At 72.2% G+C, this 19,039-nt stretch carries 19 protein-coding genes and 1 pseudogene; 14 read left to right on the top strand and 6 right to left on the bottom strand.

Annotated elements, in window-relative coordinates; all coding sequences use genetic code 11:
* Positions 1-13 precede the first annotated feature (13 nt).
* Genes ACH34S_RS26180 through ACH34S_RS26170 form a run of 3 tightly spaced genes read left to right on the top strand, consistent with a single transcriptional unit; the run spans position 14 to position 2,353 of the window.
* Positions 14-1,147 carry a M24 family metallopeptidase gene (locus ACH34S_RS26180; RefSeq protein ID WP_395955440.1) on the top strand — a complete coding sequence of 378 codons (1,134 nt, stop codon included), beginning with the start codon at positions 14-16 and terminating at the stop codon, positions 1,145-1,147.
* Positions 1,147-1,908, top strand: coding sequence for a 2-oxo acid dehydrogenase subunit E2 (locus ACH34S_RS26175; protein WP_395955439.1), 762 nt, complete (start codon positions 1,147-1,149; stop codon positions 1,906-1,908). The genes ACH34S_RS26180 and ACH34S_RS26175 overlap by 1 nt, the downstream gene beginning before the upstream one ends.
* Positions 1,901-2,353 (top strand): VOC family protein, encoded by a 453-nt coding sequence (locus ACH34S_RS26170; RefSeq protein ID WP_395955438.1) that lies wholly within the window; start codon positions 1,901-1,903, stop codon positions 2,351-2,353. Before ACH34S_RS26175 ends, ACH34S_RS26170 begins: the two co-directional genes overlap by 8 nt.
* Here the strand turns inward: ACH34S_RS26170 and ACH34S_RS26165 are convergent, their stop codons facing one another.
* On the bottom strand, positions 2,354-3,583 hold the full coding sequence (locus ACH34S_RS26165) for a cytochrome P450 (protein WP_395955437.1): 1,230 nt from the start codon (positions 3,581-3,583) through the stop codon (positions 2,354-2,356).
* A 30-nt stretch (positions 3,584-3,613) separates the two neighbouring features.
* On the opposite strand from ACH34S_RS26165, the gene ACH34S_RS26160 reads away from it, so the two are divergent.
* Positions 3,614-4,360: an SDR family NAD(P)-dependent oxidoreductase gene (locus ACH34S_RS26160; RefSeq protein ID WP_395955436.1), complete on the top strand. Its 747-nt coding sequence runs from the start codon at positions 3,614-3,616 to the stop codon at positions 4,358-4,360.
* 58 nt (positions 4,361-4,418) lie between these two features.
* Here ACH34S_RS26160 and ACH34S_RS26155 read toward each other — a convergent pair whose 3' ends face one another.
* The 4 genes from ACH34S_RS26155 to ACH34S_RS26140 form a co-directional block, all read right to left on the bottom strand.
* Positions 4,419-5,387 (bottom strand): ABC transporter substrate-binding protein, encoded by a 969-nt coding sequence (locus tag ACH34S_RS26155; protein ID WP_395955435.1) that lies wholly within the window; start codon positions 5,385-5,387, stop codon positions 4,419-4,421.
* Positions 5,388-5,435: 48 nt separating this feature from the next.
* Entirely contained in the window at positions 5,436-6,281 is an 846-nt protein-coding gene (locus ACH34S_RS26150; RefSeq protein ID WP_395955434.1) for an ABC transporter permease, read from the bottom strand.
* On the bottom strand, positions 6,278-7,057 hold the full coding sequence (locus ACH34S_RS26145; RefSeq protein ID WP_395955433.1) for an ABC transporter ATP-binding protein: 780 nt from the start codon (positions 7,055-7,057) through the stop codon (positions 6,278-6,280). Before ACH34S_RS26145 ends, ACH34S_RS26150 begins: the two co-directional genes overlap by 4 nt.
* A gap of 92 nt (positions 7,058-7,149) precedes the next feature.
* Positions 7,150-8,217 (bottom strand): ABC transporter substrate-binding protein, encoded by a 1,068-nt coding sequence (locus ACH34S_RS26140; RefSeq protein ID WP_395955432.1) that lies wholly within the window; start codon positions 8,215-8,217, stop codon positions 7,150-7,152.
* Positions 8,218-8,405: 188 nt separating this feature from the next.
* Here ACH34S_RS26140 and ACH34S_RS26135 point away from each other — a divergent pair, with 188 nt between their 5' ends.
* The 10 genes and pseudogenes from ACH34S_RS26135 (at position 8,406) to ACH34S_RS26090 (ending at position 17,487) form a co-directional block, all read left to right on the top strand.
* On the top strand, positions 8,406-9,881 hold the full coding sequence (locus ACH34S_RS26135) for an aldehyde dehydrogenase family protein (protein WP_395955431.1): 1,476 nt from the start codon (positions 8,406-8,408) through the stop codon (positions 9,879-9,881).
* A gap of 42 nt (positions 9,882-9,923) precedes the next feature.
* Positions 9,924-10,121 (top strand): annotated as a pseudogene (locus tag ACH34S_RS26130) (2-hydroxymuconate tautomerase); the annotation flags it as partial.
* Positions 10,118-11,119, top strand: coding sequence for an isochorismatase family protein (locus tag ACH34S_RS26125; protein WP_395955430.1), 1,002 nt, complete (start codon positions 10,118-10,120; stop codon positions 11,117-11,119). The pseudogene ACH34S_RS26130 and the gene ACH34S_RS26125, both read left to right, overlap by 4 nt.
* A 15-nt stretch (positions 11,120-11,134) precedes the next feature.
* The gene (locus ACH34S_RS26120) at positions 11,135-12,289 is read left to right on the top strand and encodes a mandelate racemase/muconate lactonizing enzyme family protein (RefSeq protein ID WP_395955429.1); all 1,155 of its coding nucleotides are present in this window, start codon (positions 11,135-11,137) and stop codon (positions 12,287-12,289) included.
* Positions 12,286-13,362 (top strand): NAD/NADP octopine/nopaline dehydrogenase family protein, encoded by a 1,077-nt coding sequence (locus tag ACH34S_RS26115; protein WP_395955427.1) that lies wholly within the window; start codon positions 12,286-12,288, stop codon positions 13,360-13,362. Before ACH34S_RS26120 ends, ACH34S_RS26115 begins: the two co-directional genes overlap by 4 nt.
* Positions 13,363-13,371: 9 nt before the next feature.
* Positions 13,372-14,262: a dipicolinate synthase subunit DpsA gene (locus tag ACH34S_RS26110; protein WP_395955426.1), complete on the top strand. Its 891-nt coding sequence runs from the start codon at positions 13,372-13,374 to the stop codon at positions 14,260-14,262.
* On the top strand, positions 14,259-15,602 hold the full coding sequence (locus ACH34S_RS26105; protein WP_395955425.1) for a dihydroorotase family protein: 1,344 nt from the start codon (positions 14,259-14,261) through the stop codon (positions 15,600-15,602). Before ACH34S_RS26110 ends, ACH34S_RS26105 begins: the two co-directional genes overlap by 4 nt.
* A gap of 19 nt (positions 15,603-15,621) precedes the next feature.
* Positions 15,622-16,434, top strand: coding sequence for a TIM barrel protein (locus ACH34S_RS26100; protein ID WP_395955424.1), 813 nt, complete (start codon positions 15,622-15,624; stop codon positions 16,432-16,434).
* 1 nt (position 16,435) lies between these two features.
* Positions 16,436-17,179, top strand: a complete 744-nt coding sequence (locus ACH34S_RS26095) for an SDR family NAD(P)-dependent oxidoreductase (protein ID WP_395955423.1) — start codon at positions 16,436-16,438, stop codon at positions 17,177-17,179.
* On the top strand, positions 17,179-17,487 hold the full coding sequence (locus ACH34S_RS26090; RefSeq protein ID WP_395955422.1) for a YciI family protein: 309 nt from the start codon (positions 17,179-17,181) through the stop codon (positions 17,485-17,487). Before ACH34S_RS26095 ends, ACH34S_RS26090 begins: the two co-directional genes overlap by 1 nt.
* A gap of 53 nt (positions 17,488-17,540) precedes the next feature.
* Here ACH34S_RS26090 and ACH34S_RS26085 read toward each other — a convergent pair whose 3' ends face one another.
* Positions 17,541-19,010 carry a purine-cytosine permease family protein gene (locus ACH34S_RS26085; RefSeq protein WP_395955421.1) on the bottom strand — a complete coding sequence of 490 codons (1,470 nt, stop codon included), beginning with the start codon at positions 19,008-19,010 and terminating at the stop codon, positions 17,541-17,543.
* Between the last annotated feature and the right edge of the window lie 29 nt (positions 19,011-19,039).

Below are 19,039 nucleotides of genomic sequence, written 5' to 3'. Positions count from 1 at the left end.
GGGAGGGGTGCACATGGCCGGTTCGGCCGCGTCCGATGAGATCGCCCGCGGGCTCGCGGCGCGCGCGGCGGAGGCGGGGCTGGACGCCGTCGTCTGCCTGTCCCCGGAGAACGTCGCCTACGCCGCCGGGTTCGTCGTCCCGTCCCAGCCCCTCATGCGCTGGCGGCACGCGGCGCACGTCGTCACCACCGACGGCCGCGAGGCGATGGTCTGCGTCGACATGGAGGAGTCGACGGTCCGGGCCGCCCGCCCCGACCTGGAGGTCCGGGTCTGGGCCGAGTTCACCGGCGACCCGATGGCCGCGCTCGCCGGGCTGCTCCGCGACCTCGGCCTGTCCGCCGGGACGGTCGGCATCGAGCTCGGCTACCTCTCGGTGACCGACCACGGCGCCCTCTCCCGCGCGCTCCCCGGCACCACGCTGCGGGCCGCCGACGACCTGATCGCCCGCGCCCGGCAGATCAAGACGGCCCGGGAGCGGGAGCTGCTGACCCGGCTGTCGCGCATCTCCGACCGGGCCATCGGCGACGCGCTGCGCGCCGTGCGGGCGGGCGACACCGAGATGGACATCGCCGCCGCCCTCACCCGCTCCGTCTACGAGCAGGGCGCGCAGCAGTTCAAGCTGATGATCGTCGCCACCGGGGAGCGCAGCCAGCTGCCGAACGTCGGCCCGACCGACCGCGTCCTCAAGCCCGGCGACGTGTGCCGCGTCGAGATCTTCTCCGTCCTGGACGGCTACCAGGCGGGCGTCTGCCGCACCGCCGTGGTGGGCGACCCGCCGCCCGAGGCCGAGCGGATCTACCGGAACCTCGTCCGGTGCAAGTACCTCGTCCGCGAGTCGATCAAGCCCGGTGCCATCGCCCGCGACGTGTACGCGACGTTCCTCGCCGAGTTCGAGCAGCTCGGCATGCCGCCGATCGGCTTCGTCGGGCACGGCATCGGCGTCAACCTGCACGAGCGCCCCTACCTCGGCCCGTACGGCGACGAGCCGCTGCGGGCCGGGATGGTCCTCGGCATGGAGCCGCTCGTCTACCGCAGCGGACATGGCTTCGGCATGCAGATCAAGGACATGGTCGCCGTTGAGGACGCCGGATGCCGCCTGCTGTCGGACGTCACCGGCACCGACGAGCTCTTCAGGATCGAGGCGTGATGACCGAGACCATCCAGGGCGAGGACGTGGAGGACGTCGACGTCGAGAAGCTGAGCCGGGTCCGGAAGGTCATCGCCGCCCGGATGCAGCAGAGCCTCGCCGGGTCCGCGCAGCTCACGAGTGCCGTCGAGGTGGACTTCGGGCCGGTGATGGCCGCGCGGGCCGCGCACGGGGAGCGGTTCCGCGCCGTGCACGGCGTCTCGCTGTCGCCGCTCGCGGTGGTCGCGGCGGCCGTCTGCCGCGCGCTGCCCGAGCACCGGATGCTGAACGCCACCATCGACGTGGACGCGGGCACCGCCGCCTACCACCGCCGCGTCAACCTCGGCTTCGCGGTCGACACCGGCGCCGGGCTCATGGTGCCCAACGTCAAGGACGCCCACCTGCTGACCGTCGCGGGCCTGGCGCGCGGCATCGCCGACATCGCCGGGCGCGCCCGCGACCGGAAGCTGCGGCCGTCCGACGTGCAGGGCGGGACGTTCACCATCACCAACACCGGATCGCGCGGCTCCCTGCTGGACACCCCGATCCTCAACGCGCCCGAGACCGGGATCCTCGCGGTCGGCAAGGTCGAGCGCCGTCCCGTCGCCGTCGGGTCCGGGGCGGACGAGCGCGTCGAGATCCGCGACATGGCCTACCTGTGCCTGACCTACGACCACCGCCTCGTCGACGGCGCCGACGCCGCCCGGTTCCTCACCGCGGTGAAGGACGTCCTGGAGAGCCGCCCGATCTGGGCCGCCGACCTGGAGATCGGCGATGGCTGACCGGAGGGTCCTGGACCACGTCGGCATGTCCGTGCCCGACCTGGACGCCGCCGTCGCGTTCTTCACCGCGCACTTCGCGGCCCGGGAGGTGTTCCGGCTGCCGCGCGTCGACGGCGGCGCCGGACGGCTCGGCGCCCCGGACGACGCCGCGTTCGCCCTGGCCATGCTCGACATCGGCGGCGCCAGGGTCGAGCTGATCCAGTGGTGGTCGGTGGACGCGGCTGGGGTGCCTCCACGGGCGGATCTCCCGGGCGGCACCCATCTCGGCATCGAGGTGGACGACCTGCCCGGCACGCTCGCCGTGCTCGCCGCCGTCCCTGGCGTCGGCGTCGTGGGGCGGCCCGTCACGTTCGCGGAAGGGCCGACCCCCGGGATGTCCAACGCGTTCATCACCACTCCCTGGGGCGGGCTGATCGAACTGCTCGCGTGGGGACCGGGCTCGTAGTCACCATTCGATGAGGAGCCGCTGGGGCGCGCGGAAGGCGATGTTCGGGACGAACTCGAACCGCTGCGGATCGACCAGCCGCGCGTCCGGAAGGCGCCGGGTGAGGACCTTCAGCACCGTCCGGGCCTCCAGCCGCGCCAGCGGCGCGCCCAGGCAGAAATGGATGCCGCGGCCGAAGCTGAGGTGGTCCGAGGCGTTCTCGCGGTGGATGTCGAACGCGTCCGGGGCGTCGAACGTCCCGGGGTCGCGGTTGGCGGCGCCGAGCAGGAGCAGGAGCTGCGCCCCGGCCGGGACGGTGACGCCGCCGACCGTGACGTCGCGCAGCGCCCGCCGCCGCCACGCGACGACCGAGCTGTCGAACCGCAGGACCTCCTCCACGGCGCCGTCGATCAGGTCCGGGTCGGCGTGCAGCGCCCGCCAGGTCCCCGGCTGCTCCAGCAGCCGCCGCACCCCGTTCGTGATCAGGCTGGAGGTGGTCTCGTGCCCGGCGGTGAGGAACGCGAACAGCACGCTGCAGATCTCGTCGAGCGTGAACACCTCGTCGTCGCCGTCGCGGACCGCGAGGAGCGCGCTGGTCAGGTCGTCCTGCGGCGCCGCCAGCCGGTCGTCGACGAACGCCCGCAGGTAGTCCCAGAACCGCACCATCGCGGCGGCGAGATCCTCCTGCTCGGCGGCGGTGAGCCGGCCCCAGATGAACCGCACCCGGTTGCGCGCCCCTTCCCGGACGGTCGCGACGCCGTCCTCGGGGATGCCGAGCAGGTGCAGGATGACCCGCGCCGGCAGATCCTCCAGGAACGCGCCGACGAGGTCGTCGCCGGGACGGAGCCCCGCCACGGCGGCCTCCGCGCTCGCCGCGACGAACGGTTCGAGCCGCGCCACCCGCCGCGGCGTGAACGCCTTGCCGACGTTCCGCCGGAACCGGGTGTGACCGGGCCGGTCTTTGTTCCCGAGGGCGGGCACGAGCCCCCAGCCGCCCTCGGCCAGCACGCGCCGCGCGCCCTCGCTCAGCTCGGTGATCGGCTGGATCGTGTTGCCCGCCGAGTACGCGCCGGGCGCCAGGAAGATCGCCAGGATGTCCTCCCGCCTGCTCACCACCCAGTGGTCGATCAGCGCGGAGTGGAACACCGGGGCCGTCTCGCGGGCGAGCGCGAAGAACCCGTACGGGTCGTCCAGCATCGCGCCCGCGAACGGGTCGTAACCGGGGTCGGCATGGGCCTCGATCGCATGCATCAGCGGGCTCTCCAATCAGAAGGGAATGTCATGACGGAATTCGCGGGACAGGTCGCGGTGGTCACCGGCGGCGCGGGCGCGCTCGGCCGGTGCACGGCCCGGCGGCTCGCCGGGCTGGGCGCGACCGTGGCCCTGCTGGACGTCGCCGACCCGGCCGCCGCGGTCGAGGAGACCGGGGCGGCGTTCGGCGCCGTCGCCGACCTGTGCGACGAGGCCCAGGTGGACGGCGCGATCGGCGAGGTGCTGTCCAGGTACGGGCGCGTCGACGTCCTGGTCAACAACGCCGGGCTGCACGTCGGGGTGGACCGCGTGCCGTTCTGGGAGATCGGCGCGGACACCTGGGACCGGGTGGTGGAGAGCAACGTCCGTTCGGCCTTCCTGTGCGCGAAGGCGGTCGCGGCCCCGATGCGGGAGGCGCGGCGCGGGCGGATCGTGAACCTCAGCTCCGACACCGCCGTGTTCGGGATGGCGAACTTCCTGCACTACGTGACCGCCAAGGCGGCGATCGTGGGCATGACGCGGGCGCTCGCCCGCGAGCTAGGGCCGGCCGGGATCCCGGTGAACGCGGTCGCGCCCGGCGCCGTCCAGACCCCGGACGTCCTGGCGGCGCTCGGCCAGGACGGCTGGGACCACGTCGTCGGCGGCCAGTGCCTGACCGAGCCGATCACCAGCGAGGACGTCGCGCAGGCCATCTGCTACCTGTGCGGCCCGGCCGCGCGGATCGTGACCGGGCAGACCCTGCTGGTCAACGGCGGCGCCAACATGGGCGCCTTCTGAGGCGAGGTGGTTCCGGCGGCCCCGGCGTCCGTGCTCGGACCGCCGGGGCCGCCGGGGCTCAACCCGCGGGCAGGTACTGCGTCGTGAACGCCTTGGTGTAGTCGAAGTCCTTCGGGACGACGCCCGCCGACCCGAGCTGGTCGCGCAGGGTCTTCCACCGCTCGTCGGTCATCGACCCCGGGCTGGCGCCCAGGTAGCCGCCCTCCTTGATGGTCTTCGCGCCGAAGTCGAAGGTGGTGGGGTCGGTGTCCGGGTTGGTCTTCTGGATCAGCGCCTTCGCCTTGCCGGGATCGGCGGTGAAGTTCTTCCAGCCCTGGACGACCGCGGCGACCACCTGCTTCACCAGCTCCGGGTTCTCCTTGATCACCCGTTCGGTGGTGTAGAGCAGGTTGCCGTAGGGGTTGTAGCCGCCGTCCTTGGCGACGCTGAGCATCGCGAAGTCCTTCACGCCCTCCTTGCGCGCCACATGCGGCTCGGACGTGACGAAGCACTGCTGGACGAACCCCCGCTGCCGCTTGTAGTCGGCCAGCGAACCGGTGTTGTTGATCTCCTCGACCTTGTTCAGGTTGAACCGGTGCTTGAGGTAGTCCCAGTAGGGGCTGGGCGTGCGGGCGACCATGTGGCCGTTGAGGTCCTCGAACTTCTTGATGCCCGCGGGCTTGTGGAACATCATGCACTGCAGGTTGGTGTCGAAGCCCGCGGCGACGGCCACGATCGGCAGGCCGTTCTTGCGCGCGACGAGCACCTCGTCGGCGTTGCCCACACCGAACGTCGCCTGCCCGGAGGTGACCTGCGGGATCGTCTGGATGCCCGGCCCGCCCTGCTTGACGTTGATGGTGACGCCCGCGCCCTTGGCGGGCTGGTCGACGGCGGCCTGCCAGTACCCGCCCTGCTCCGCCTGCGCGAACCAGTTGGTCAGGATGACGGGGTCCTTGGTCGCCCCGCCGCCCGCGGCCTTCCCGGCGCATCCGGCGGACGCGGCCAGCAGCATCACCGCCGCGGCGGCCTTGATACCGATCTTTTTCATGAGAGTCCCTTTCGTTGTCGGCTCGGGTCTCCGGCTCGGGTGTCCGGCTCAGGTGTCGTCGCGCATGGCGGACTCGTGCCAGGAGCGCAGCAGCCGGTTGCCGAGGACGGACACGGTGAAGAAGAACGCGAAGCCCAGCAGCGTCGCCGCCAGCACCTCGGCGAACAGCAGGTCGGTGGCCAGCCGTGACTGCGCGAAGATGACCTTCACGCCGAGGCCGCCCTCCTGGCCGCCGGAGCCGATGATGAACTCGCCGACGATCGCGCCGATCACCGACAGCCCGGCCGAGACGCGCAGCCCGGCGAAGATGTTCGGCAGGGCGCCCGGCAGCCGCAGCTTGAGGAACTGCACCCGGCGCGGTGCCGTGTGCATCCGGAACAGGTCGAGGTGGTTGCGGTCGGCCGACAGCAGCCCGAGCAGCGTGTTGCTGAGGATCGGGAACACCGAGATCATGAACGAGATCACGATCACCGATGTCTGGTTGTAGCCGAACCACAGCACGATCACCGGCGCCACCGCGACGATCGGGACGGTCTGCAGCAGCACCGCGTACGGGTAGAAGCTGCGCTCCAGCGGTTTGGCCAGGCTCATCACGATCGCGCCGAACATCCCGACGACGATCGCGAGCAGGAACCCGGCCGCCGCCTCCACGAACGTGATCCGCAGGCCGGACAGCAGCGTTTCGGCGTTGTCGACGGCGGCCTGGTACACCGCGTTCGGGCGCGGCAGCAGGTAGTTGGTGGAGCCGTACACGGTCGCCGACAGCAGCCACCAGCCGCCGATGACCAGCACGAACACCAGCGCCGGCGGGCCGGCGGTGCGCAGCAGCCTGCCGCTCGACGAGCCTTTTCCGTTCGATGAGCCCTTACCGATCGACGAGCCCTTGCCGTTCAACGGGAGACCTCCCTCAGACAGGCGGCGACCTCGGCGCCGAGCGCCGAGAACTCCGGGGTTTCGCGCAGGGTGGGGGACCGCGGGTACTCGAAGGGGATCTCGAAGATCCGCGCGATCCGGCCGGGGCGCGGCGACATCACGACCACCCGGTGCGAGAGGTAGATCGCCTCGTAGAGGTTGTGGGTGACGAACACCGAGGTGAAGCCCTCGGCGCCCCAGATGCTCAGCAGCTCGTCCTGGAGGGTCTCGCGGGTGATCTCGTCGAGCGCCGAGAACGGCTCGTCCATCAGGAAGAACTTCGGGCGCAGCGCGAGCGCCCTGGCCAGCGACAGCCGCATCCGCATGCCGCCGGACAGGTTGCGCGGGTAGGACTTCTCGAAGCCGGCGAGGCCGACCATCTTCAGCGCCGCCGCGGCGCGCTCGACCCGCTCCTCCTTCGGGACGCCTTCAAGTTCGAGCAGCAGCCGGGCGTTGCGCTCCACGGTCCGCCACGGCAGCAGCGTGGGGTCCTGGAACACGAACGCCCGGCGGTGCTCGTCGGGGAGTTCGACCGTTCCCGCGCTGGGCTCGGTCAGCCCGGCGATGATGCGCAGCAGGGTCGACTTGCCGCAGCCGGACGGGCCGAGCAGGCTCACGAACTCGCCGCCGGCCATGTCGAGATCGACCGGGGCGAGCGCCTCGGTCCCGTTCGGGAAGGTCTTGGCCACCGCGCGCACGCGGAGCCGTGCGGCTGCGGACACCGCGGCCGGGGGCGGGGAAGCCTCCTGATGGGCCATGAGCCGTACACCGCCTTTCTGGAGTTGATCTCCTGTTACGGGTGGGACATCGGACGCGACCGCCCCGCGCGGGGGCGGCCACGTCCGGCGGTTCACTGGGACGGCAGGAACTTGGTCGTGAAGGCCCCCTTGACGTCGGTGGAGCCGGGCACGAGCCCGGCCTCGGCGACCTGGTCGCGGATCTTCAGCCACTGGGTTTCGGTCATGGCGCCGGGCGGGGTGGAGACCCAGCGCCCGGACCGCATCACCTGCGCGGCGAAGTCGACGACGCCGGGGTCGGTGTCCTTGTTGGCGGCGACGATCGCCTGCTTGCCGACCGCCGGGTCGGCGCGGAACGCGTCCCAGCCGCGCGCGACGCGCGCCACCACCGACTTGACCAGCTCCGGGTCGCGCTTGATGGTCTGCTCGGTGGTGAACAGCACGTTGCTGTAGGCGGCGTAGCCGCCCTGGTCGGAGATCGACAGCGTGGTGACCGGGACGCCGTCGCGCTTGAGGTAGAACGGCTCGGACGTCACGTAGCACTGCTGGACGAGCCCCTTGTCCTTCTTGAAGGCCGCCAGCGAGCCGGTGTAGTTGATCTCCTGGACGCGGTCGAGCTTGTAGTGCCGCTTGAGGTACTCCCACCAGGGGCGGCTCTGCACCCGCGCGACCTTGCGTCCGTCCAGGTCGGCGAAGCCCTTCACGCCCGCGCTCGCGTGCGCGGTCAGGCAGGTGATGTTGGCCCGGAACGGCGCGAACACCGCCACGATCGGCAGGCCCTCGCGGCGCGCGACGAGCAGGTCGTCCGCGCCGGTGGCCACCCCGAACACGGCCTTGCCCGCGGCGACCTGCGGGATCGTCTGGATGCCGGGGCCGCCGGGCAGCACCTTGATGGCGCGTTCCTCCGCCCCCTTGCCGGGCTTCTGCTCGGCCGCCTGGAAGTAGCCGCCCAGCTCGGCCTGGGGGAACCAGTTGGCGAGGATCGTGACCGGCCCGGACCCCTCCGCCGCGTCACGGGCGCAGCTCGCGGCCATGGGCGCGAAGAGCATCAGCGCCGCCACGGCGGCGGTCAGCCTCCGGCGGGCCGGATCGGGCGGTCGTCTCGGAGTGGTGGTCGGGGTCGGGGTCGGGCTCGGGGTGGTCGGGATCAGCGGCGGCTTGCTGGGACGCGGGAAGGCCATGCTTCCTCTCTCCGGCCGGCGGCACGGGAGACATCGGACGTCTCCACGGCGACTGGTATGACATGTACCACTGGCCTGATGTGTGATATGCATTGTCTAGGTCAGCAACCACTCCTTCGCAACCCCTCAAGGCATCGTTAACAAAGCCGTTACGGACGGTCCTGAATCCGCCCGGAAGGGATCAGCCCATGTCCGAAACCCGTCATCGCCCGGACTGGACCCCGCTTCGGCTCCCCGCCGCGGACCACTCCTTCTTCCGCGCCGGCGGCCCGGAACTGGTCACCACCGACCCGACGACCGGCGAGACGGTCGCGGTGCTGGCGACGTCCACGCCCGCCGACGTCGAAGAGCTGGTCGGGCGCGCCCGCGACGCGTTCCGCACCGCCAGGTGGCGCAACGACGGCGCGATCCGCGCCCGGGTCCTGTTCCGCTACGCCGAAGCGCTGCGCGCCGACGTCGACCGGCTCGCGACCCTGCTCACCCGCGAGCAGGGCAAGACGATCGGCGAGGCCCGCAACGAGGTGCTCGGCTCGGCCGAGATGGTCGAGTTCTACGCGGGCATGGCCCGTACCCTCTACGGCCGCTCGATCGCGCTCGGCGACCACGCCCACGGCGTGGTGCTGCGCGAGCCGATCGGCGTCGTCGGGATCATCACGCCCTGGAACTGGCCGCTCGTGCTGCTGGTGCGGGCCCTCGCCCCGGCCCTCGCCGCCGGGAACGCCTGCGTCGTGAAGCCCGCCAGCCTCACCCCGGCCGTCACCGTCGAGGCGCTGGCGCCGCTCGCCGCCGACCCCGACCTGCCGGACGGGATCCTCGGCTGCGCGGTCGGCTCGGGCGGCGTCACCGGCGACGCGCTCGTCGGCCACCCCGACGTCCACATGATCGCGTTCACCGGCGAGACCGGCACGGGCGTGGGCGTGATGAAGCGCGCGGCCGACGACCTGCGCAAGGTCTCGCTGGAGCTGGGCGGCAAGTCGCCGAACATCGTCTTCGCCGACGCCCGCATGGACAAGGCCATCGAAGGGGCCCTCAACGCCGTCTTCACCACCACCGGCCAGATCTGCACGGCGGGCAGCCGGTTGCTGGTCGAGGAGTCGGTGCGGGAGGAGTTCGTCGGACGTCTCGCCGAGCGGACGCGCGCGCTACGGCTCGGCGACCCGCTGGACCCGTCCACCCAGATAGGCCCGGTGGTGTCGCTCGGCCAGCAGCGCGAGGTCAACGAGTACATCGAGCTGGGCCGCAAGGAGGGCGACATCCTCGCCTCCGCGGAACTGCCCGGCGGCCTGCCCGAGGGCGCGTTCGTCGCGCCGACGCTGGTCGGCGGGCTGGCGCGCGACTCGCGGCTCGTCCAGGAGGAGATCTTCGGGCCGGTGCTGACCGTCCAGGGCTTCGCCGACGAGGACGAGGCCATCACGCTCGCCGAGGACACCGAGTTCGGGCTCGCCGCCGGGATCTGGACCACCGACCTCGACCGCGCCTGGCGGGTCGGCCGCGCGGTCAGCGCGGGCACCGTGTGGATCAACACCTACCACCACTTCTACGGCGAGGCCGAGGTCGGCGGGTTCAAGAAGTCGGGCCTCGGCCGCCAGCAGGGCGTCGAGGGGATCGCCGAATTCACCGAGACCAAGCACCTGAACTTCGACTCCAGCCCGACCCTCTGGTAACCACCCCGACCTTCCGGCAACCCGAGACTTAGAAGGAGAACGCCGATGCCGTTCGTCACCGTGCACCTGTGGGAGGGGCGCACCGTCGACCAGAAACGCGCGCTGACCAAGGCCATCACCGACGCGATGGTCGAGCACGTGGGGGCGCGCCCGGACGGGCTGCACGTGGCCATCCAGGAGTACCCGAAGGAGAACTGGGCCCGCGCGGGCGTCCTGGGCACCGACAGGACCGACGCATGAGCGGCGCGCACGTGCTCGACGCGCTGATCCCCGACAACACGGCGCTGCTCCTGATCGACATGCAGAACGCGTTCGTCCACGACGAGGGGACGCTCGGCGTCTCCGGTGTGGACGTCAAACCCGCGCAGGCGACGATCGAGCCGGTCAGGCGGCTGGCGGAGGCGTTCCGCGCGGCGGGGCTGCCGGTGATCTGGACGAAGCAGGTCCACCTCGAAGCCGACGCCGCGCGGGCCCGCAAGGTGCTGCCGTCCCACACCAGCAAGCGCAAGCGCGTGTCGGCGGTGTCCGGCTCCTGGGACGCCGCGTTCATCGACGAGCTGGCCGACCTCGCCGACGACCCGACCTACGTCGTCACCAAGCACAGGTTCGGCGCGTTCTACGAGACCCGGCTCCAGTCGCTGCTGGACATGCTCGGCGTCCAGGGCCTCTTCGTGGCGGGCGTGACCGCCAACGCCTGCGTGGAGACGACGCTGCGCGAGGCGTACCTGCGCGACTACGACGTCGTCGCCGTCACCGACGGGATCGCCGCCGTCCGGCCCGAGTGGACCGCCACGGCCGAGGCCGTGTGGGCGCAGTATCTCGGCGTCCTCGCCACCAGCGACGAGGTCGCCTCCTGGCTGGAGCGGGCCGCGACGCCGCGCGCGCTCCAGGTCCACCACCTGCTGCTGGAGGCGGTCGACCTGGACGCCTCCGTCGACTTCTACACCAACGTGCTGGGCTTCACCGTCCGCAAGCGCGAGGACTTCCGCGACGGGCGCCGCCTCGTCGTCACCCATCAGGGGCTCGGCCTCACCGAGGGCGGCACCGGCGCGGGCGGCACGCTGCAGCACCTGTGCTTCTCCGCGCGCGACGTCGACGGGATCGCCGAGCGCGCCCGCGCCGCCGGGCACCGCATCGTGCGCGGCCCGGGTCCCGGCCCGTACGGACACACCGTCTACGTCGCCGACCCCGACGGCCATGAGATCGAGCTCGCCGAAGTCGAACCGTCCACGCCCTGACCCCGGGGAGACCCCTTGAAGATCAACGACATCCAGGTCCACCTGGTGCGGCTGCCCGCCCGCCGCGACCACAACTGGGCCTCGAAGATGAACACGCCCATCGGGCACCACGCGATCATCGAGCTGACCACCGACGAGGGCGTCACCGGCTGGGGCGAGGCGCCCGCCGGCGGCACCTGGGGCGGCGCGCACATGCGGTACTACGGCGAGACGCCGGAGACCGTCCGGCACATCGTCCTGGACCACCTGCGGCACGCGGTCGTCGGCCTCGACCCCGCCGACATCGGCGTGCTGCACGCCCGCATGGACAAGGTGATCAAGGGCCACCCGTACGCGAAGGCCGCTATCGACGTCGCCTGTTACGACGCGGCGGGCAAGGCGCTCGGCGTCCCGGTGTCGACGATGCTCGGCGGGCGGCACCGCGACGGCATCGAGGTCGCGCACTCGCTCGGCATCATGGACCTGGACCGCTGCTACGCCGAGGCCGAGCAGGCCGTCGCCGAGGGCGCGAAGACCATCAAGTGCAAGACCGGCCTCGACCCCGACCGCGACGTCACGCTGGTGCGCGAGCTGCGCCGCCGACTGGGCGACGAGGTCAAGATCCGGGTGGACGGGAACGAGGGCTACGCCTCCGTCCACCAGGCGATCGAGGTGACCCGGCGGCAGGAGGAGCACGGCATCCTGCTGTGCGAGCAGCCCCTCGCGGGCGCCCGCGACCTGGCCCGGGTGGCGTCCGGCATCGGCAGCCCGGTCATGGCGGACGAGTCGGCCTGGACCGTCCACGACATCCTTGAGCTGCACGAGCTCGACGCGGCGGCGTGCTTCTCCTGCTACGTCACCAAGCCCGGCGGCCTGTACCGGGCGCGGCGGCAGGCCGAGATCGCCGAAGACCTCGGCATGTACTGCGACATCGGCGGCTCCATCGAGACCGGCATCGGCAACGCCGCCAACCTCCAGCTCGGCACCGCGCTGCGCATCGCGACGCTGCCGAGCGTCTGCCCGGTGTCCAGGCCCGCCGGGTCGGACGGCCCGGACATCGCCGGGATCTACTACCTCGACGACCTCATCACCGAGCCGTTCCGGTTCGTGGACGGGCAGGTCATGGCCCCCGACGGCCCCGGCCTCGGCATCGAGGTCGACCGCGCGAAGATCGACAAGTACCGGGTATGAGGGTCGCGGTGCTCGGGGCCGGGGCGGGCGGGCTCGCGGCCACCGCCGAGCTCACCCTCGCCGGGCATGACGTACGGCTGTGGAACCGCAACCCGATGACGCTGGCACCGCACGTCGAGCGCGGCGCCGTCGCGTACGCGGGTGTCTTCGGGGAGGGCGAGGCGGTCCCGGAGGTCATGACGACCGAACTGGCCGAGGCGCTGCGCGGCGCCGAGGCCGCGGTCGTCTGCCTGCCGAGCATCGCGCACCGCGCGCTGTTCGCGGACCTGGCCCGGCTGCCCGTCCAGGTCCCGATCGTGCTCAACCCCGGGCACACCGGCGGCGCGCTGCACGCGCGGGCCGTGTTCGCCGAGCACGGGACGAAGCTCCCGCCGCTCGCCGAGTTCTCCACGCTGACCTACGTGGCGCGCGTCCGCTCCGGGACCGTGGTCACGACGGGGCGGGCTGGAACGGTCCGGGCCGCGTGCCTGCCGGGCGGGGACGAGGCGCTCGACTGCGCGCTCCGGCTGTTCCGGGGGGCGTCACCGGTGCCGGACGTGCTCGCGTCCAGCCTGTCGAACGTGAACCTGGTGCTGCATCCGCCGGGCGCGGTGCTGGGCGCCGCCTGGGTCGAGGCGACGCAGGGCGGTTTCACCTTCTACGTCGAAGGCATGACGCCCGGCGTCGCCCGCGTCCTGGAGTCGCTGGACGGTGAGCGCCGCGCCGTGGCCCAGGCGTTCGGCCATGCGCTGCCGGGGCTGCTCGCCGAGATGACCGCGATCGGCACCGCCGACCCGGTCGCGGCGGAACGCGGCGACGTCGCCGGGGCCGTGCGCGGCGGGGCGGCCAACCGCGAGATCGCCGCCCCGGCCTCGTTCGCGCACCGCTACTACCGCGAGGACCTGCCGTACGGGCTGCTGCCCTTCACCGTCCTCGCCGGGATCGCGGGCGTGCCCGTCCCGACCGCGAACGCGCTGCTCACGCTGGGCGCCACCGCGACCGGCGAGGACCCGTCGGCCGAGGGCCTGACCGCCGCCCGGCTGGGGTTGGCGGGCCTGGACGCCGGCGGCGTCCGCGCCGTCGTACGAGCCTGAAAGGGACCCATGGAACTGTCACATCGAGTGATCGCGGTCGTCGGCGGCGACGAGCGCGAACGAGAGATCGCCAGGCTCGCCGCCACCACCGGCGCGACCGTCCGGGCCTACGGATTCCCCTGGCCGGACGGCGGGATCGAGGGCGTCGCCCGCGCGGCGACGGCGGCCGAAGCCTTGGACGGCGCCCACTACGCGCTGTTCCCCATTCCGGGGATCGCGTCCGACGGCGTCCTGTTCGCGCCCGCCGCTCCGGAGCCGATCCTGCCGGACGCCGCGCTGCTGTCCCGGCTCGCGCCCGGCGCGACGATCATACTCGGCGAGGCCGACGAGCGGCTCCGCAAGGCCGCCGCCGAGCACGACATCGCGCTCTCCGAGTACGAGCACGACACCGAGCTGATGCTGCTGCGCGGCCCGGCGATCGTGGAGGGCGCGCTGCAGCTCGCCATCGCCGAGACCGACGTGACGATCCACGCCGCCGACGTCGGCGTGGTCGGGCACGGCAACATCGGCCGCCTGCTCGCGCGGACCCTCGTCCTGCTCGGCGCGCGGGTGCACCTGTTCGCGCGCAACCCGGTGCAGCGTGCCGACGCGCTTTCGGCGGGCTGCGTCCCGCACCCGCTGGCCGAGCTGCCGGAGCGGGCCGCCGGGCTGCCGATGCTGTTCTCGACCGTCCCGACGCGGGTCGTCGACCGCGAGGTGCTGGCGGCGCTGCCCCCGGCGAGCCTGGTCATGGACCTGGCCGCGCCGCCCGGCGGCATCGACCTGGACGCCGCGCGGGCACTTGGCCACCGGGCGGTCTGGGCACGCGGGCTCGGCCGCCGCGCCCCCGTGACGGTCGGCGCCAGCCAGTGGTCGGGGATCTCCCGGCGTATCGCCGAGATCGAGGAGGGCAAGGCATGAAGGCTGATCTGGTCCTGCGCGGCGGGCGCGTCGTCACCCACACCGGCGAGTTCCACGGCGGTGTCGCGGTGCGCGGCGGGCGCATCGTCGCGGTCGGCGCGGACGGCGACCTCCCGGCGGGGACGCGGGAGATCGACCTCGACGGGCGCGTCCTGATGCCCGGCGTGATCGACCCGCACTGCCACCTCGGCGTCGACTACGACTACGACGAGGACATGCGCACCGAGACGGCGGCTGCCGCCAGCGGCGGCGTGACCACCGTCCTGCTCTTCGCGCGCAATCCGAACGGCGGCTACGTCGACTTCTACAAGGAGCGGCGGGCGCGCGGCGAGGCGCAGTCGAGCATCGACTTCGGGTTCCACTGGGGCATCCAGCGCGAGGAGCACATCGCCGACATCCCGCGGGTCGCGGCCGAGACCGGCGTCCAGTCGTTCAAGTGCCACATGGGCTACGAGCCCGGCAACCCGATCGGGATCCGCTCGTCCACAGACGCGTGGGTGTACGGGGCGATGCGCGAGGCGGCGAAACTGCCCAACGGCGTGGTCTCCGTGCACTGCGAGAACACCGAGCTTGCCGCGATGCTCAAGGAGGAGATGAAGGCCACCGGGCGACAGGACCTGGGCGCCTACACGGAATCGCGCCCGTCCTTCGTCGAGGAGGAGGCCATCGTCCGGGTCATCAAGCTCGCCGAGCTGACCGGCTGCCCGCTCTACATCGTGCACACCTCGGTCGGGCGCGGTCCGGAGATCGCCGCGCAGGCCCGCGCCCGCGGCGTGGACGTGACCGTCGAGACCTGCCCGCACTACCTGACCCGCACCGCCTACGACCCCGACCTGGACGCCCGCGCCAAGATCTCCCCGCCGCTGCGCGACCGGCACGAGCAGGACGGCCTGTGGCGCGCCCTCCTCGGCGGCAACATCGGCACGATCGGCACCGACCACGTCCCGTTCCGCAAGAACGGCGGCGACCTGTGGACGGAGAAGCCCGGCGTGGTGTCCTTCGCCTGGGAGCTGCCGCTGATGCTGCACCACGGGGTGCACGAGCGCGGCCTGCCGCTCAGCGACCTGGTGCGGATGAACTCCTACAACCCGGCCCGCCGGTTCGGGCTGCTTCCGCGCAAGGGCGCGCTCCAGATCGGCGCGGACGCCGACCTGGTCGTGGTCGACCTGGACGAGGAGCGTCCCGTCGTCCACGGCGGCAAGGGCACCTGCCTGTGGGAGGGACACCGGCTCAAGGGCTGGCCGGTCATGACGTTCTCGCGCGGCCGCCAGGTCTACGCCGACGGGAAGTGCGACGACTCCGAGCAGGGCAACGGCCGCTGCGTGAACGTCCCCGAATAACCGAACGAGAGGTGGCGCGGTGCTGCGCTCTGTGTCCATCGAGATGATGTGGCGGGACCGCCCGTACGCCGAACGGGCGCGGGCGGCCGGGGCCGCCGGGTTCGACCTGGTCGACCTCTGGGACCGCCGGACCAGCGACATCGACGCCGTCGCCGCCGCGTGCCGCGACTCCGGCATCGGCGTGAACGGCTTCTTCGGCAACCGCGACCGTCCGCTCTGCGACCCGTCCGGGCGGCAGGCGGTGCTGGACGAGATCGCCCGCTCCCTGGACGCCGCCGTCGCGGCCGGCGCCCGCCAGCTGCACGTGTTCTCGAACGCGATCAGCGAGGGCCGGGTCGTCCCGTCGCCGCCGCTCCCGGCCGAGACGCTGCACGGCGCCTGCGTCGAGGCGGTGTCGGCCGCGGCCGATCTCGCCCGGGGCAGCGGGGTGACGCTCGTCCTGGAGCACCTCAACACGGTGTTCCTGCCCGGATATCTGTGGGGCGACGTCCCGGCGGTCGTGACGGTCGCGCGCGAGATCGCGGACCCGGTGGTCGGGGTCGCGTTCGACGTCTTCCACCAGCAGCTGTGCAGCGGCCGGCTCACCGACCACCTGGAGGCCGCCGCGCCCTGGATGGCGCGGTTCGACTTCGCGGGCGTCCCCGGACGGCACGAGCCCGGCGCCGGCGAGGTCGACGCCGGGCACCTGCGCGGCGTCCTGGACCGGCTCGGCTGGGACGGGACGATCACGTTCGAGACCGTCCCCAGCGACGGCCGCCCCGAGACCGCCATCGCCGCGATCGACGAGTTCTTCCCGGCCGCGTGGTGCCGGGGCACGCGTGAAGGAGCCTGACATGGACCATCCGAACCTCGACGGGAAGGTCGCCGTCGTCACCGGCGCCGGGTCGTACACCGGACAGGGCGCGGCCGAGGCGCGGCTGCTGGCGCAGCACGGCGCGACCGTGGTCGTGACCGACCTGCCGGGCGGCGACGGGGAGAAGGTGGCCGCCGAACTGGCCCGCCCAGGACGCTTCCTGCCGCTCGACGTCACCGACGAGGCGGCCTGGAGCGAGCTCATGGCGACCGTGCGAGCCGACCACGGGGGCGTCGACATCCTGGTGAACAACGCCGGGGTGTGGCTCCACGCGGGCCTGGCCGACACCTCGCCCGAGCAGTACCGGCGGGTCGTCGAGGTCAACCAGACCGGCGTCTACCTGGGCATGTACGCGGTCGCGCCGCTGATGCGGGCGGCGGGCGGCGGCTCGATCATCAACACCTGCTCTACGGCGGGCCTCAAGGGCGGCGGCATGCCGTTCGCCTACGCCGCCAGCAAATGGGCCGTGCGCGGCATGACCCGCACCGCCGCGTGGGAGCTGGCCGCGGACGGCATCCGGGTCAACGCGATCTGCCCCGGCGTCATCGACACCCCGATGATCGAGGGCGGCGCGGAGAACCGGGCACGGCTGGCCGGGTTCATCCCGTCCGGGCGGCTCGGCACCCCCGAGGAGATCGCCGACCTGGTCGTGTTCCTGGCCGGGGACGGCAGCCGCTACATCTCCGGCGCCGAGATCGCCATCGACGCCGCGTTCACCGCCTGATGCCGGCGTCCTCCCCGCATTACGTGGTGCTCTGCCGGGACGTGCCCGATTCGGCCTCCCTGCGCCGGGCCGTCCTGGCGGAGCACCGCCGTTACGTGGACGAGCGCGCCGACCTGATCAAGCTGTCCGGCCCGCTCCTGGACGAGGACCGCGTGACCCGCCGCGGCCAGCTCTTCGTGCTGGAGGTCCCGGACCGGGAGGCGGCGGAGGCGTTCATCGCCGCCGACCCGTTCACCCGCGCCGGCGTCTTCGCCACCGTCGAGATCGACCCGCTGCTCCCGATCTTCGGCGACGGCCGCCGCACCTGACGGCCGCCGCACCTGACGGCCGCCGCTCCCGACGGCCGTCGCACCTGGCGGGCTCAGCTTCCCTGCTCCACCGGCTCCAGCCCGGCGGCCTGGTCCTTGACCGGCTCCTCCGTCCGCCGGTGGACGGGCTCGCTCCCGGCCGCGACGACCGGCCACCGCCGCCGCGCCACCGCCATGGAGGCCAGGTAGAGCGCGCCGACCGTCACCGCCGTCACGACGATGTTCAGGTACTGCGCCGGCACCGTCGTGTTGATGAAGTAGCCGGCGACCACCCAGAACAGCGCGATCCAGTTGAAGCCCCGCCAGTAGGCGTAGCGGGAGTCGGTGCGGAACAGGGCGGGCACGTCCAGCCGGGTCTTCAGCAGGATCGCGTAGTGGGCGACGAAGACACCGGCCATGGGCGCGAACAGGTCGGCCAGGTACTCCATATAGCTCGTGTAGTTGTCGACCAGGCCGGGTGCGAGCGAGGCGCCGAGGCCGATCACGCCGACGAACAGCGTCCCCCAGAAGCGGCCGATGCGGGAGAACAGCGTGGTGATCGCCAGCCCGGCCGTGTAGAGGTTCTGGACGTTGATCGTCCAGTTGTCCAGGACGATGTAGACGAGGATCAGCAGGAGCAGCCAGACCGCGCCCTGGGTGGCGGTCACGATCACGTCGAAGGCGTTGTCGCTGTCGCCCTGCACGGCCGCGACGGCGTACCCGCCCAGGAACGAGCAGATCAGCTGGCCGACGACCGCCGCCAGGAACGTGCCGATCCACATGTCGACGCGGGTGCGCGAGTAGCGGCAGAAGTCGGCCGCGTCGGTGAAGTTGGAGAACCACGCGGCGGCCATGCTGGTGGTCCACAGCGCGATCAGCGCGACCTTGCCGTGGCCGGTCCCGGCGAAGGAGAACACCGCGTCGGCGTGGAAGCTCTCCTTGGGATAGGTCATCAGCATGATGACGATGACCACGGAGAACGCGATCTTCAAAACGAACGCGACCCGGGACAGCGCCTTCAGCGAGCCGTACCCGACCGTCGCCACCAGGATCTGGAAGACGGCGAAGCAGACGATGATCAGCGACTGGGAGATCTCCCGGTCGAGCAGGGAGCGCAGCACCGCCGCGATCCCGATGCCGCCCGCGACGGTCTGGAACGCGAACCAGTACACGCTGGACACCGCGCGCAGCACCGAGGTGACGGCGGCGCCGCGCGTCCCGAACACCGCGCGCATGCTCACCAGGCCGGGGATGCCGTAGTCGACGCCGACGGTGGCGGCGACCAGGTAGGCGCTGAAGCCGACCACGATGCTGAGGAAGCCGGTGAGGGTCGCCTCCCACAGCGACATCCCGGCGGCGATCAGCGCACCGCTGATCACGATGGTGCCGGGGTTGACGACGAAGTTCAGGACCATGGCGAAGATGTCCCACCAGCGGACGGTCCGCAGCTCGTCCGGGACCACCTCGGCCCCGAACTGCTCGACCCGTTTCGGCTGGCGGTACCTCTTGGCAAGTGCGTCTTCGACGTGTTGTGAGTCCGTCATCTCCCCGCTCCCGCCCCTGGTCACATGTA

This window comes from Actinomadura sp. 3N508 (genome assembly GCF_044326375.1).
Taxonomy (GTDB): Bacteria; Actinomycetota; Actinomycetes; order Streptosporangiales; family Streptosporangiaceae; genus Spirillospora.
Note: the sequence above shows the minus strand (reverse complement) of the source record. Positions and strands in the feature narration are given on the sequence as shown.